The 13,419-nt window shown below is 60.8% G+C and carries 11 protein-coding genes; 6 read left to right on the top strand and 5 right to left on the bottom strand.

The features are described from left to right. Positions 1-1,158 (top strand): hypothetical protein, encoded by a 1,158-nt coding sequence (locus tag AWJ14_RS11855; RefSeq protein ID WP_066179075.1) that lies wholly within the window; start codon positions 1-3, stop codon positions 1,156-1,158. On the opposite strand, the gene AWJ14_RS11850 is transcribed toward AWJ14_RS11855, so the two are convergent. Then, positions 1,155-1,844 (bottom strand): hypothetical protein, encoded by a 690-nt coding sequence (locus AWJ14_RS11850; protein ID WP_066179070.1) that lies wholly within the window; start codon positions 1,842-1,844, stop codon positions 1,155-1,157. The two genes, AWJ14_RS11855 and AWJ14_RS11850, sit on opposite strands and share 4 nt — an antisense overlap. Beyond that, entirely contained in the window at positions 1,841-3,376 is a 1,536-nt protein-coding gene (locus AWJ14_RS11845) for a PDDEXK family nuclease (protein ID WP_066179067.1), read from the bottom strand. Before AWJ14_RS11845 ends, AWJ14_RS11850 begins: the two co-directional genes overlap by 4 nt. 223 nt (positions 3,377-3,599) lie before the next feature. Between AWJ14_RS11845 and AWJ14_RS11840 the strand changes: the two genes are divergently transcribed. Further along, entirely contained in the window at positions 3,600-3,983 is a 384-nt protein-coding gene (locus tag AWJ14_RS11840; protein WP_066179064.1) for a hypothetical protein, read from the top strand. Positions 3,984-3,990: 7 nt separating this feature from the next. Further along, positions 3,991-4,905, top strand: coding sequence for a restriction endonuclease (locus AWJ14_RS11835; RefSeq protein ID WP_066179061.1), 915 nt, complete (start codon positions 3,991-3,993; stop codon positions 4,903-4,905). Positions 4,906-5,060: 155 nt separating this feature from the next. On the opposite strand, the gene AWJ14_RS11830 is transcribed toward AWJ14_RS11835, so the two are convergent. Further along, positions 5,061-5,930: a hypothetical protein gene (locus AWJ14_RS11830; RefSeq protein ID WP_171904870.1), complete on the bottom strand. Its 870-nt coding sequence runs from the start codon at positions 5,928-5,930 to the stop codon at positions 5,061-5,063. A gap of 291 nt (positions 5,931-6,221) precedes the next feature. On the opposite strand from AWJ14_RS11830, the gene AWJ14_RS11825 reads away from it, so the two are divergent. Next, positions 6,222-9,197, top strand: a complete 2,976-nt coding sequence (locus AWJ14_RS11825; protein WP_066179054.1) for a TrlF family AAA-like ATPase — start codon at positions 6,222-6,224, stop codon at positions 9,195-9,197. A gap of 134 nt (positions 9,198-9,331) precedes the next feature. Then, entirely contained in the window at positions 9,332-9,832 is a 501-nt protein-coding gene (locus AWJ14_RS11820) for a hypothetical protein (protein ID WP_245304249.1), read from the top strand. A gap of 5 nt (positions 9,833-9,837) precedes the next feature. Here the strand turns inward: AWJ14_RS11820 and AWJ14_RS11815 are convergent, their stop codons facing one another. Both AWJ14_RS11815 and AWJ14_RS11810 read right to left on the bottom strand, forming a co-directional pair. Beyond that, positions 9,838-10,194 (bottom strand): hypothetical protein, encoded by a 357-nt coding sequence (locus tag AWJ14_RS11815; protein ID WP_066179051.1) that lies wholly within the window; start codon positions 10,192-10,194, stop codon positions 9,838-9,840. Positions 10,195-10,239: 45 nt separating this feature from the next. Beyond that, positions 10,240-10,884: a hypothetical protein gene (locus AWJ14_RS11810; RefSeq protein WP_066179048.1), complete on the bottom strand. Its 645-nt coding sequence runs from the start codon at positions 10,882-10,884 to the stop codon at positions 10,240-10,242. 341 nt (positions 10,885-11,225) lie between these two features. Here AWJ14_RS11810 and AWJ14_RS11805 point away from each other — a divergent pair, with 341 nt between their 5' ends. Continuing rightward, the gene (locus AWJ14_RS11805) at positions 11,226-13,319 is read left to right on the top strand and encodes a ParB/RepB/Spo0J family partition protein (protein ID WP_066179046.1); all 2,094 of its coding nucleotides are present in this window, start codon (positions 11,226-11,228) and stop codon (positions 13,317-13,319) included. Positions 13,320-13,419 lie beyond the last annotated feature (100 nt).

Here is a 13,419-nt window from a genome sequence, read left to right as displayed (position 1 = left end):
ATGACCGCCGATTGGACGCCAGTGTTCGTCCTTCCCAATATTCCGCTGGAAGCTGCAATCGGCTGCGACATCGCGGCGCTTGCCCCCGGACACGATCGCCGCGTTGCGACCCTGAAGCGCACGCACCCCATGCTCAGGCGTTTCCTCAACCGTTTCGCTGACAACTTCGGGCAGAAGTTCGAACCCGCCGTCCTGATCCTTAACACAGCGGCGCCACCGATATTTAGCGAAGTCTCGGCGCTGGCGAGCTTTCGCGATCTTATCGCGCTCTCGGCGGTCACCCACGGCCGCGCGCTGGAACTCCGACATCCGCGCGGGCATCGGGTACTCTTTGGCGAGGCCTTCTCGATCTATCCTTGGATGCTTGACCGACGCTATGAGGATGTGATCGGCAGCACACCGGCCATCCTCGGTACGCATGAAGTTTCCAGCTTCAAGGGTCAGTCATCACCAGCACTGTTCCGCACCTCCCTCGGAGAAGGTGACATCGACCAGCCGTTGCTCACGGCGCTCATGGCGCGGTGGCGTCAACGCTATGAAGCCGCAGAGCCCGCCTGGGAAGATGTTGCGCTGATGCGCTCACTCAACGTGGCGTATCACGCCTCACTCTTGCCGGCGGGAACGGACACGACGTTTTACGACGTCGGGCGCGTCGTCTCCCTCTGGGTCAGCGCGTTCGAGATCCTCGTGCATCCCGGCGGAAGCGGCCAAGCCAACCGGGATAAGGTGTTCGAGATGATCGAGCGCACGCCTTGGGCAATCCCCGCGAGCGGCCAGCTCGCGCACGATACGGGCGGAAAAGCTAAGGTGAAGCGTACGCTGGCATCGTGGCTCCACCAAGTGCTATACGAATGCCGAAACGACTTTCTCCACGGCAACCCGGTGGAGCGCAGCAATCTCGTCCTTTCGACGCCGCAGCGGACGATCTTCGAATATGCCGCACCGCTCTATCGCATCGCGCTGACTGCATTTCTGCCGCTCACCCACGCAGCACCCATGCCATCAGCTGACGATCCAAAAGCCTTCGGAGCCTATATCGCCGATCGCATGGACTTCATGGGGCCGCAGAAAAATGCCGAGGAAGCCCTCCTCACCGCGACACGTCCACCGGCCGAACGCGGCGCGCGCCGTCCCAGGGTCACCCGGCCAGCGCCCTAATCGTTTGACTCAGCATCCGGCTCCGCGATCAGCTCTTCGGCCAGTTCCGAAAGCCACGGCGAGACGTCATCGATCCGCACCGCGTTGGCGTGGACCGCGAAATAGTCTCCGACGGTCCGAAACGTCTCGCCGAAGCGGTTAGAAAACACTTTCTGCAGCTTGTCATTCCGGCTCAGCACGCTCGATAGCGCCCGGCCGCCTCGCAAAAACTTCAGCGCGTGCTCGGTTCCGATCAGGTAGAGGTGCTTCCGTTTCCCCGTAGGATGCTCCGCGAGCAGCAGATAATCCTTGAACACCGAATTCTGACGGATCGATTCCGCGCCGCCCCGCCATCGGATGAACTTGAATTCGGCGACCCGCAGATTGGTCTCCAGATCAAAATCCCGTCCGGTGTTTCCAGCGCCGAGGGACACATATTCCACCCGCTCATCCGGTTCGAGGATGTGTGGAAGGCACAACAGGATGCCGAGCGCATGGATTGTAACGTTGATTTGGCCGGCCAGGCGTTTCATTTCCGCCGCCGCGGCCAGTGCCTCTCGACCCGCCCCCGCGCTTTCGAGAAAGCTCGCACAGCCCTCCGCCGTTACGCCGCGAACCCCGCTCTCGATCCGAGCGAGGGTTTGTGTCAGGTCCGGCCCCGTGAACCGCGCTAGCAGCGCGCCGATGTCTGCAAGGCCGGTCGTCACGCGCCCACCCGACCGGCGGGACGAAGCCGTTCGATCTGATTGTAGTTGATCACCGCTGCGTCGGCGCCGATGACCGGAAACCGGCTGACGACGTAATGCACGACCTTGTCCATACCCAGTTCCTGTTTGAGCAGATGCTCGCGGCCGCGCTCCTTTTTCAGCGCTCGCGAATAGTAATTCGTCAGAGACCGATTATACCGGACGAACAGTTTACGTTCAGCCTCGATCTTCGAAAGATCGATCCAGTTGTTCTTGCATTGAATGTTGAAAATGACACCGTCATACGTAGCGACGACGTCGAATTCCTTCCGATTGATGCGCTTGATGTTCGTCACGGTGAAGCCCATGCGTTCCAAGTCACGCTTGACCATGTCCTCAAAAATAAAGCCCGCGTGAATCTGAAAGCGTCGGCGGCTGCCGAGGTGGACATTCTTGAACGAGTATAGGAAGCGCGATAGCAGATTGACGTTCGAGACAACCCGATCGCCCAGGTCCAGAAACGGTTGATAGGCGTTGGTGTTGGTTGCGTAGTCCGAGGGTATGTTCACCAGCAGCGTCTCGAGTTCGGCGGGATCCAACTCGTTCTGCGCGCGGAGCATCGAGCGAAACTTATCCTTCTCGATCTCGACATAGTAATCGTCTCGGGAATAGCGGGCGAAGGCGACCACCAGCACGCCCATGGCGGAAAAGTCGGAATCCTTGAGGCCGAATGCCTCATAGATCGCGCCGATCAGCTTGACGCCGTTGCGGAGTTCGGCGGTCGAGAAAATCTTCCGGCCATCCACCGGTTCCATGGCCGGCATTGTGAACTGATCGCCGCGCAGCTCGGCCATGACGTGGATCGACGCACGTTCCGGCTCAAGAAAATGGTCGTCCAAGGTCTCAAAGTCGTGGCTGGCCATCGCGCCAATGCCGTCGACCTCTAGGCTGAAATCCGGCAGCGCCTCGAGCAGCGCAAGCTTATGGTGAAAGCCGGTGATGGCAATGCAGCTATGCTCGACCTGGGGCAGAAGGACGGTCAGCGCGTCATAGGGCTGAAGAACCAGCGAGCCGGAACACGCATGGGGCATGGTGTAGAGCAGCGAGACGAAGTGCCGGCGCCGCGATTGAAAATAATCGACTGCCCCGCCGATCGTGTCGAGCGTGATGGTGGCGCTACGAGCGTCCTGGCCATGCGCGGCGAAGGCCACACCCATCGCCCCGGCGTACAGCATGATCCGCGTGAACCGGGCAATGACCGATGGTTCGAGATGGGGCGCGAGCGCCTGACGCACGGCCAGCCATGTCGGACCCGGATCTGAAACAAAAGCGCCGTCCAATCGGATCGCGCACAACCAAGCTCGAAGCCGAACGTCGGCGATCCCGAATCTTGGCAGATTGATGAATTCCTCGACGGCCCGGATCGTCTCATGCCATGCCGCCACCGCGTCATCTCGCCGATACTGCGCGAGGACGGTGAACACGCCGTGGCCGTGCGTGCCCAACTGGCTCTCGATCAGGGCCCTCGCTTCATCTCCCGATATCGTCCGCATGACGCTCAAATTTCCCCGTGGGCATGGCAACCTCTCCTTTCCGGAGGAAGATGGGTCCTTTGACACCAATTTCTATATTGGCACATATTGGTTCTGGCAGAACCGAATTAGGTGCGCAATGGAACAGACCGTCACGACGGCGAAGGCAGCGGAAATCGTCGCTATTGGATACGAAGGGCTACGCTAATACCTGAAGCGTGGCTTGCTCGGTTCGAGCGGATTGATGGCGCCGTTCGTTCATCGCGATTCACCGGCTCCCGACTTGAGCCGGGTCCGCGCCAAGTGGAAACGCTTTGGCTTAGTCGACCTCTGCCTGATGCGTCTGGCGAAGCAACTGATTGACCTTGGCCTTTCGTTCGAACAGGCAAATGGCATCGCTTCGCGTGACGATGTTCGAAAGGTGTTCGCGCGAGACCCAAGGGCCGCAGGCACGACACTGATGGCTTGGCCGCCGTATTACGACTTCATTCTGTTTACGGGCGACGACCTGTGGCACCTTCCGGACCGATTGGCCGAGGCAGGCGACGTCGCTCTACTCGTGCAACTCGATCGGATCGCCGACCACGTCCGATCAGAGATCGATAAAGTATGCGAAGGCGAGGCTTGATCTCTGAATGACCGCTGTCACGGCCTCCCACCTCTACTACATCAAGCGCGGTCGCGGCGGAGACTGGGAAGCCGAAAGCCTGCGCGATGGCGTCCTGCGGTTCGGCTATCGCGAGGCGCCGCACGATCTGTGTGCTCGCGGCGACTGGCAAGGTGTCTGGGAGGCAATGAAAACCATCCGCGGTGATGCTGGCGCGGCGACCCGCGACGTCAATCAGGTCCGGGCCTACTACGAGGCCGACGAGCATTCGATCTTCATCACCTTCGTCGGCGGAATCCTCTACTGGTGCCGACCTAGCGGCCCAGTCGAATTGCTCGATGAGCGCAGCCACCGTCGTCAAACCGCGGAAGGATGGCGAAACACAAGCGTCAACGGCACCCTGCTCTCGGCCGACCGGCTGTCGGGACGTCTGCTGAAGGTGAAGATGTTCCGGGGGACGATCTGCGATGTTCGGGCGGGAGACTATCTCCTGCGAAAACTTAGCGATCAGCTCTCCTCCGAGGTCGCCGCAGCCGAAGAGGCCGAACGAGCACTGATGACGGCGATCGTGGATCTGATGCGCCTTCTCACCTGGCAAGACTTCGAGCTTCTTGTCGATCTCGTTTTCTCGACCAGCGGTTGGCGCCGGGTTAGCCAGGTCGGGCGCACGCAGAAGACTGTGGACCTGGAGCTCATCTTGCCCAGCACGGCCGAGCGCGCTTTCGTTCAGGTCAAATCGCAGGCCACATCTGCGGCCCTGAACGACTATGTGGCCCGCCTGGCAGAGGCCGATGCCTACGACCGGATGTTCTTCGTCTGGCACACGGGCTACATCGCCGAGGAAAGCAGTCCGGGAGGCCTCATACTTCTTGGTCCGCAAAAGCTCTCTCGCATGGTGCTCGACGCCGGCCTCTCATCGTGGCTGCGGGAAAAGGTCTCCTGACCAAGACGACGCTAATCAAAGCCCGACCTCCGGTTCTCCGGCCCTCCGCACCAACCTTCGTCCGCGAAGAATGGACGCGAGCCCCTGGACGTCTACATTCCCGATCTTCACCTCGACACCATCAAGACGAAGACACGGGACTTCGGTTGAACGGTTTAGAGAAGCGCATTGCCCACGAGCGAGCGCACTCTCTGCAGCATTTCTTGATCCGGAGGATCACCTTCCCAAGTCATGAAATTATCGAACATATGTTCATACCCCAACGAGAGCGGCAGAAGGTCCACTCCATGTGTAAGGGCTTCTGTTCTCGCTTCCTTGTCGGCATCATCGAGCAAATCGAGATCACGAAGCTCGTGCCGCTTGCCGTTGATTGCGAGAAAGGCCTCCCGGAATGCATCCCGGTCAGCCGATGTTATGGAAGCACCGGCCTTACCAGCCCTCTCACCGACTTTCCGGAGGATATGCGATTGGAGGTTCGCAAGTTGAATGCTCTGCTTTACGAAGCCGCCCAAACGACTGTAGGACACAGAAAGTTCAGGGATGGCTTCGAACGGCGAGTTCAAAGGCATGCGATAAGAGTAATACTCTCTGAGGAATCTGAGGTCCTCTGCAAGCGCCTTGACGTCCTCCACGATTATTCGGCTTCGGCCGCTCGCAAATTCCGAATGATAGAGGTTGGCCATTTTTGAATGGGTGATAGACGTCACGTTCGCCAATGTTTGATCAGGGTGAAGATACAGAACGGCCCACATCGCATGCAGCATCGCGTAATAGGCCAGATAGAACTCACCAGCCTTGATCTTGCTTTGACCGACGGCGTCAGCGCTGAGGGCGAAGAAGGTGGCGCTAAACGACAGCTTCAGTGATTGCCGGCAGCGCATTCCCCAAACGGCCGTATCCAGCTCTGACCATGTCGTTATGGCGGACGAATATCGCTTCATCCATATGTCATGGTAGGCTTTGCACGCTGCTGGTGTACCGAGATTGATGTTCAGGTGGATAAAATCGGAAACATAGCCGAACAAGGGCTCGAAGCCGTTGTGAGGCCATCTCATATCATTTGAGCTCATCATCCACCCCGAATAGACTCTGTGTTCGATACACATAGTGCTCTTCAGACTGGTTCCGCAATTGGTGAGCCAGTTGAAGGATAACGGCTTGTTTTCCGAGGACAAGTAAGCGGTTGGCGCGACATCACATTGCGCGACGTTAGTTTCAGGAAATATTCCTACGATAGAATGTGCCGCGTTGCGCTACCGTGTAGTTGCATCACCGGCGACGGAGAAGGAAAACAGAAAAGGGCATTAGGGGGGCGTATGATCAGTCGCGGTTCGGAATGGCACCGTTGGGAGCCGCATATTCATGCCCCCGGCACCATCCTCAACAATCAGTTCGGGGCCGCCGATCCCTGGGGCGCCTATCTAACGTCGTTGGAAGGGCTGACGCCGAAGGTCGAGGCGATTGCAGTCACAGACTATTACGTCACGGACACCTACGAGCTGTTTCTGAAGCACAGGGCCGCTGGGCGCTTGCCGGGCGTGAAGCTGGTCTTCCCGAACATCGAGCTGCGCTTGGATGTGGCGGCGAAGTCGGGCTTCGTGAACGTCCATCTTCTGGTTAGCCCCGAAGATCCCGACCACCTCAACGAGGTGAAGCGCATTCTCAAGCGCCTGCAGTTCCACGCGTTCAATGATCGCTTCGATTGCACGCGCGAAGAGCTGATCAAACTCGGGAAGCGATCCGACCAGTCGATCACCGACGAGGGCGCCGCCCTCCGCCACGGCGCGACACAGTTCAAGGTCAACTTCGATCAACTTCGGAAGGTTATCGGCGAAAGCGAGTGGGCGACAAAGAACATCCTCATCGCCGTCGCTGGCGCGGCCGGAGACGGCACGTCCGGTGTCCGCCAAGCCGCTGACGCCACGGTCCGCCAGGAGATCGAGAAGTTCGCGCACATCGTATTCTCGAGCAGTCCGGCGCAACGCGAGTTCTGGATTGGGCAGCGTGGTGTGACGGTCGAGGAGCTGCGCGACCGCTATGATGGGTGTAAGCCCTGCCTACATGGCAGCGACTCTCATGACCAGAAATCCGTGGGCCAGCCCGTCGACAACCGCTTTTCATGGATCAAGGGCGCGCTGGAGTTTGACGCTCTCCGGCAGGCCTGCATCGATCCCGACGGCCGAGCTTATGTCGGCGAGCAGCCGCCGCGCTCGGCAATGCCGTCCCAGGTCATTTCGCATGTCAGGATTGATGATGCGGATTGGGCAACCATACCTGACATTCCACTCAACCCGGGCCTTGTTGCCATCATAGGCGCACGGGGCTCGGGAAAGACCGCGCTCGCGGACGTCATCGCCGCAGGTTGCGATGCGATCACGCCCTCCGGCTGGGATGCCGACGAGAACATCAGTCCGTCGTTCCTGGCGCGTGCGCGCCGGCTTATCGGCGACGCGACAACGACGTTGACCTGGGGCGGCGGCGCGACGGTCACCCGCGCGCTCGACGGCAACGATGCCAACGGCCATATGTCGTTTCCGCGCGCCCGGTATCTGTCCCAGCAGTTCGTCGAGGAGCTCTGCTCGGCCAAAGGCGTCTCTGATGGCCTGGTCGACGAGATAGAGCGGGTGATCTACGAATCGCACTCGCCCGATGCTCGTGAATGGGCACTCGACTTCGCCGAACTGCGCGAGCAGCAAACTTCGCGCTTCCAGCAGGCCCGCGAGCGTGAGGCCCAGGCGATCGCGGATATCTCGGATCGTATCGCCACCGAGTTCGAGAAGGAGAGCCTCGTCGCCTCGCTGACGAAGCAGGTCGGCGAGAAGAACAAGCTGATCGCCGACTATACGTCTGATCGCGCTAGGCTCGTCGTCAGGGGTACAGAAGCCCAGGTCACCAGGCATACGCAGCTCAGCGAAGCCGCTCAAAAGCTCCGCAGCACCATTCAGAATTTCGGAAACCAACGCCGAACCTTCGTCGCCCTGCAGGACGAAGTCCGCTCGATGCGGGCAACGGGCTCGCCGGAGATGCTGCGGCAGGCCCAGGCTCGTCACAACAATAGCGGGCTCAACGCCACGCAGTGGGACGAATTCTTGCTGATCTATAAGGGCGATGTAGACAAGAGCCTTACCGCCTATGTGAACTGGGCGGATGGCGAGATCCGGAAACTCCAGGGCGTCCCGCCGCCCCCCGGCGACCCGAATGTCGCGCTAATTGCCGACTCCGCGGACATCTCGACCCTTCCATTGGCGCCAATCGTCGCCGAGATGACACGGCTGGAGGCCCTGTTCAGTGCCGACAAGCTGGTGCGCGACCAATATGCGGCGCTCACCAATCGCATTGCCCAGGAGAATTCGGCGCTGCAAACCCTGCAGACCCGGCTCGCGGATGCCGAAGGAGCCGCCGCCCGGCGCAAAGACCTGCAAGGCGAGCGCGACGACACCTATGGCCGCGTATTCGAGGCGATCATTAGCGAGCAGCATGCGCTTGCCGGACTTTATGCGCCGCTGATGGCGCGCCTTGCTGCCTCGTCGGGAACGCTGAAGAAGCTCAGCTTCTCAGTCCGCCGGATCGCAGACGTCCAAGCTTGGGGAACTTTCGCGGAGGAAGAGCTTCTCGACCGACGCAAAACCGGTCCCTTCTATGGACGCGGTTCTCTTATTGCTGCGGGAACCCAGGCGCTCAAGTCAGCATGGGAGACCGGATCGGCTGTCGAAGTCCAAGCCGCCATGACGGCCTTCATGGCGAAATACCTGCGAGATCTGCTCTCCCATGCACCTTACGCGCCTACCCAGCAGGCCGAATTCCGGGCTTGGTCGAAGCAATTTGCGCACTGGCTCTTCGGCACCGACCACATCACCGTCCGATACGAGATCTCCTATGACGGCGTGGACATCCGCAAGCTTTCGCCCGGGACGCGCGGCATCGTACTGCTTTTGCTCTATCTGGCGCTCGACGATTCCGACGATCGGCCGCTGATCATCGATCAGCCGGAAGAGAACCTCGATCCGAAGTCCGTCTTCGACGAGTTGGTCGCGCTCTTCATTGCGGCGAAGGCAAAGCGCCAGGTGATCATGGTCACCCATAACGCAAACCTCGTGATCAACACCGACGCGGATCAGATCATCGTCGCTGAAGCAGGACCGCATCCATCAGGCGGCCTGCCTCCAATCACCTATGTGGCGGGCGGCCTCGAAAATGCGGCAATCCGCAAGGCAGTCTGCGACATCCTCGAAGGCGGCGAAGCCGCCTTCCGGGAGCGCGCCCGGCGGCTTCGCGTTCGCCTCGATCGATAGGTCCACGAGATGCTTGCAAGCAAAGCCGTCGCGTCCGATTCCGAACCTCTTGCGGCCCCGCTCTCGGAGCGCGGCTGACCGCGACGGGCCAGAGGATTGACCGGCCTCAAGACTAACAACGAACGGGGCATAACATGAGCATGCAATGGCTGTTGGCGCGAGCACCGGGATTCCAAGCGCTGCCCGAAGAGGACCGCGCCGCGATCTTCAACTTCACCTTCCTATGGAGCCTGTTCGAAGCCCAGGTCATGGGCAATTTTGCCCGCGCCGACCTGATTTGCGCGAAGGCCGACGAGTGGCGCGATGCGGGCAGGCTCGATGCCGACAAGTATGATGGGGAACTGGCCTATTTTCGGCAGCGCTACTTCGCAAACGGGCAATTCACACACCACTTCGCCCACCTGCATCTGCGGCCTGCCGATCAGCCCGACCTCGTCCGAGCGGTTCTCGACGGGAGCAACAACGACCCCCGCGATCGGCTGCTGACCGTGATGATGATCGTCTGGCGCTTTCGCAACAATCTGTTCCACGGCGAGAAGTGGGCGTACCAGCTCCAGGGCCAGCACGCGAACTTCACCCACGCCAATGCCGTGTTAATGAGGCTCCTCGAACGGCATGGGCAGTTGGCAGCCTGACGGCGTTAGGTCCTCCGCGGCTTTCGCCAGAATGGTTCGTCCGCGTAGATGCTGACACCCATCTGCCCGCACGGATTTTCGGCCGCCCAAGCCAGCACCTCGTCGGTCGGTACGACCAGCCTGGTTTGGCCGGTCGGCTCCCAGCAATTCTTTCCGGACTTCATAAAGAAGTCGCCGACCCCTTCCACGTTGATCCGGCCGGAGCGCGTGCGCCGCAGGCCGAAGGTCGTGATCTGGTACGTCACAATGCCACCGTGAGTCCGGCGAACGACGGCTGGCGATCCCTCGGGCTGATTACGGTAGTAGTTTTCGATCTCGGCCTCGGTCTGACTGGCGCATGGTGAAAGCTTACGGTCCGGCACGGCAATCCTCTCTTTTGGGGCCCCTCGGCTACACACAGGCGGCGACTAATCCCTGATCGCGAACACCTTGCGAGTTCCCTTGAAATCACCGTCCTTATCTAAGTATCCGTCCGTCGAGGATTGAACCTGATCGTCGAGAAAAGCATCGAAGATCGATGCGATCTCGGGCGGCGTGAAATGAGAAAGCTGGGTCTTGCTTTGCGTGTCAGACGCGATGAGAAGACCGTCGGGTATAAATGCATTTCCGGAAAGCGCGCCGATCACCCGCGCGTGCAGCATCTTGTCGGATATCACCTTCGGTATCCGCTTCTCCGCGCGCCGCGCCGTCAGGTCATAGTTGTTGAAGATTTCGCTGGCAGTGCGGCTTATTAACGGCTCGCGCCAATCCGCGTCCGCCTTTGCGAGCACCTCGTGAACCTCAAGTGCCGTGCCGCGAAAGCGATCCGTCACCAGCCGACATTCTATCAACCGCCGCATGCAGACCGCCGCAACCCCGATCGCCCGTTCGAGCATATGATAGGGATTGTGCTCGGTCTCCGCGTCCGTCAGGGCTTCATCAAGGTGTAGACTGATGCGCCGTTTCTGTTCGGCCAGCTCGTTCTTCCATGTATAGGACTGCCACTCCGAAGAGCTGACGCTGCCCAATTTGCGCATCTGCTCAAGCTCTCTTTCGATTTCCTCTTGCTGCATCAGAATCCTTAGCCTCGTTCCGGATGCAGATATTTACCCAGCTCGGGCAATCTGCAAAGCTTCAAGGACAAGCAACTGAATTGGAGACTAATTCGATCGCTTGGGGGCTCCGCCCCCTGGCGCGGCGCAAGGGATCGCTGGCGCTCGACCGGGACGGTCTCCCCAACCTTCCGCGCGGATGCCTAATCCTCACTCTCACCAATAGCTTTGATCCGCTTGTGCAGGTCGGGTGATCCCCCTCCATACCGGTCGCCCTTGCACCTTGCACCCCCCGGTCTCGCCGACGGGCAGGGTTGCAGCGCAGTGCTGCGCTTCAACCCAAGCCCATTAGGAGAAGGACCATGACCACGACCGCAACCAACGCCTCGACCGTCGAGAATGGCGCAACGGTTTTCATCCCGCTCAACAAGCTCAAGAAGCACCCGAAGAATGCGCGCAAGACCCCGCACAGCGAGGCGTCTATCGAGGCGAAGGCTGCGAGCATCGCCACCAAGGGCATCCTGCAAAACCTGGTGGTGGAGCCGGAGCTTGATGCAGGCGGCGAGCCGACCGGCTTCTATCTCGTCAGCATCGGTGAAGGCCGCAGGCTGGCGCAGATGCTCCGCGTGAAGCGCAAGGAGATCAAGAAGACCGAACCGATCCGCTGCGTCATCGATACGTCGAATGATGCCGCCGAGATCAGCCTTGACGAGAACGTGACGCGCGAAGACCTGCACCCCGCCGACCAGTTCGAACGCTTCCGCGAGCTTTCGGAGGATCGTGGATGGGGCGCGGAGGAAATCGCCGCCCGGTTCGGCGTGACCGCGCATGTCGTGAAGCAGCGGATGCGTCTCGGCGCTGTCAGCCCTAAACTGTTGCAGGTCTATCGCGAGGGCGAACTGACTTTGGATCAGTTGATGGCCTTCGCCATCACCGACGATCACGCGCGGCAGCAACACGTCTATGAGAACCTGTCCTACAACCGCGATCCGTCCATCATCCGGCGCGACCTGACCAAGATGAATGTGCCCGCGACGGATCGCTGCGCGATCTTCGTCGGCGCACAAGCCTATACCGAGGCGGGCGGCAACATCATCCGCGACCTGTTTACCGAGGATCGTGGTGGCTTCTATGAAGACCCCGCGCTTCTGGACCGGCTCGCTATCGAGAAGCTGGAACGGATCGCCGCCGAGGTGCAGGAGGCCGAAGGGTGGAAGTGGACCGCCGCCTATCTCGACTTTCCCCATGTCCACGGGATGCGCCGCGTCTATCCGCATTCAGTGGAGCTTTCGGAAGCGGATGCCGCCGCCTACGATGCCGCGCGGGACGAGCTTGAGCGCCTGACGGCGGAATGGGAAGACGCCGACATTGACCTCCCCCCCGAAGTGGATGCGCGGTTCGCGGCGCTTGAAGTCGAGATCCAGCATATCGACGCCAAGCGCCACGCCTACAATCCCGATGAGATCGCGCGCGGTGGGGCGTTCTTCGTAGTAGCCCATGACGGGGACGTTCGTATCGAGCGTGGGTTCATCCAAGCCGAGGACGAGGCGCTGGAACCGGAGGAAGCCGAGGGCGGCGAAACCGTCATGGACGGGGTGCGCGTCAACGGCGATAGCGAAATCCTCGACGGCAACGAGCAGGTCGGCGAAGGCGATCAGGTTTCCGCAATCGAGCCGGAGCCGGAAGAAGACGCCGAGGATGCCCGTAAGCCGCTATCGGATTCCCTGATCCGCGACCTGAGCGCGCACCGCACCCTTGGCCTGCGCCTCGCTCTTGGCGAGCAGCCGGATATGGCGTTGATCGCCGTCGTCCATACGCTGGCTGCTCAGACATTCTATCGGGGCGGCAGCACGGTCCATTGCCTCGAAATCAGCCCGACCAGCAATTATCTCGCCGCCCACGCGGACGGCATCGAGGATACGGCGGCGGCGAAGATGCTGAACGATCGTCATGCCGGATGGGCGGCGGATATGCCGCGCGATGTGGCCGACCTCTGGGGCTTCGTCGCCGGTCTCGACCACGCGAGCTTGATGGCCCTGCTCGCTCATTGCGCCTCGCTGACCGTCAATGCGGTGAAGCTGCCATGGGAAAACAGCAAGCGCCGCGCCCATGAGACTGCGGACAAGCTGGCGACAGCGGTAACGCTCGACATGACGGCGCACTGGACCCCGACCGTGCGCAGCTATTTCGGGCGCGTCACCAAGGCCCACATCCTTGCCGCCGTGCGCGATGCCCTTGGCGACGAGGCAGCAGAGCAGATCGCGGACAAGAGGAAGACGGAGATGGCCGAAGCCGCCGAACAGCTTCTGGCCGGGACCGGCTGGCTCCCGCCCGCGCTGCGCACCGAGCGCCCGGCATGGCTCGACCAGCAGGCCGACACCTTAGCCCGCGATACCGTCGAGCCCGCCCCCTCGCAGGAAGACCATGATGACCATTTCGCCATCGCAGCGGAATGAGGAAGGCAGGCCGGGGGCGCGCAAGCGGCCTCGGCTTTCTTCCCGCCCAAAAAAATCGCGGGCCGCGCGGTCGCGCGGCCCGATTACCTCGACCGTCGGT

The organism is Parahoeflea olei, from assembly GCF_001703635.1.
Classification (GTDB): domain Bacteria; phylum Pseudomonadota; class Alphaproteobacteria; order Rhizobiales; family Rhizobiaceae; genus Hoeflea; species Hoeflea olei.
This window is presented reverse-complemented; position numbering and strand designations above follow the sequence as displayed.

Excerpts from the sequence above, each read along its gene's own strand:
- AWJ14_RS11835 (WP_066179061.1), top strand. The coding sequence starts at position 3,991 with ATGACCGCTGTCACGGCCTCCCACCTCTACTACATCAAGCGCGGTCGC.
- AWJ14_RS11805 (WP_066179046.1), top strand. The coding sequence starts at position 11,226 with ATGACCACGACCGCAACCAACGCCTCGACCGTCGAGAATGGCGCAACG.
- AWJ14_RS11845 (WP_066179067.1), bottom strand. The coding sequence starts at position 3,376 with ATGCGGACGATATCGGGAGATGAAGCGAGGGCCCTGATCGAGAGCCAG.
- AWJ14_RS11855 (WP_066179075.1), top strand. The coding sequence starts at position 1 with ATGACCGCCGATTGGACGCCAGTGTTCGTCCTTCCCAATATTCCGCTG.
- AWJ14_RS11840 (WP_066179064.1), top strand. The coding sequence starts at position 3,600 with ATGGCGCCGTTCGTTCATCGCGATTCACCGGCTCCCGACTTGAGCCGG.
- AWJ14_RS11825 (WP_066179054.1), top strand. The coding sequence starts at position 6,222 with ATGATCAGTCGCGGTTCGGAATGGCACCGTTGGGAGCCGCATATTCAT.
- AWJ14_RS11810 (WP_066179048.1), bottom strand. The coding sequence starts at position 10,884 with ATGCAGCAAGAGGAAATCGAAAGAGAGCTTGAGCAGATGCGCAAATTG.
- AWJ14_RS11820 (WP_245304249.1), top strand. The coding sequence starts at position 9,332 with ATGAGCATGCAATGGCTGTTGGCGCGAGCACCGGGATTCCAAGCGCTG.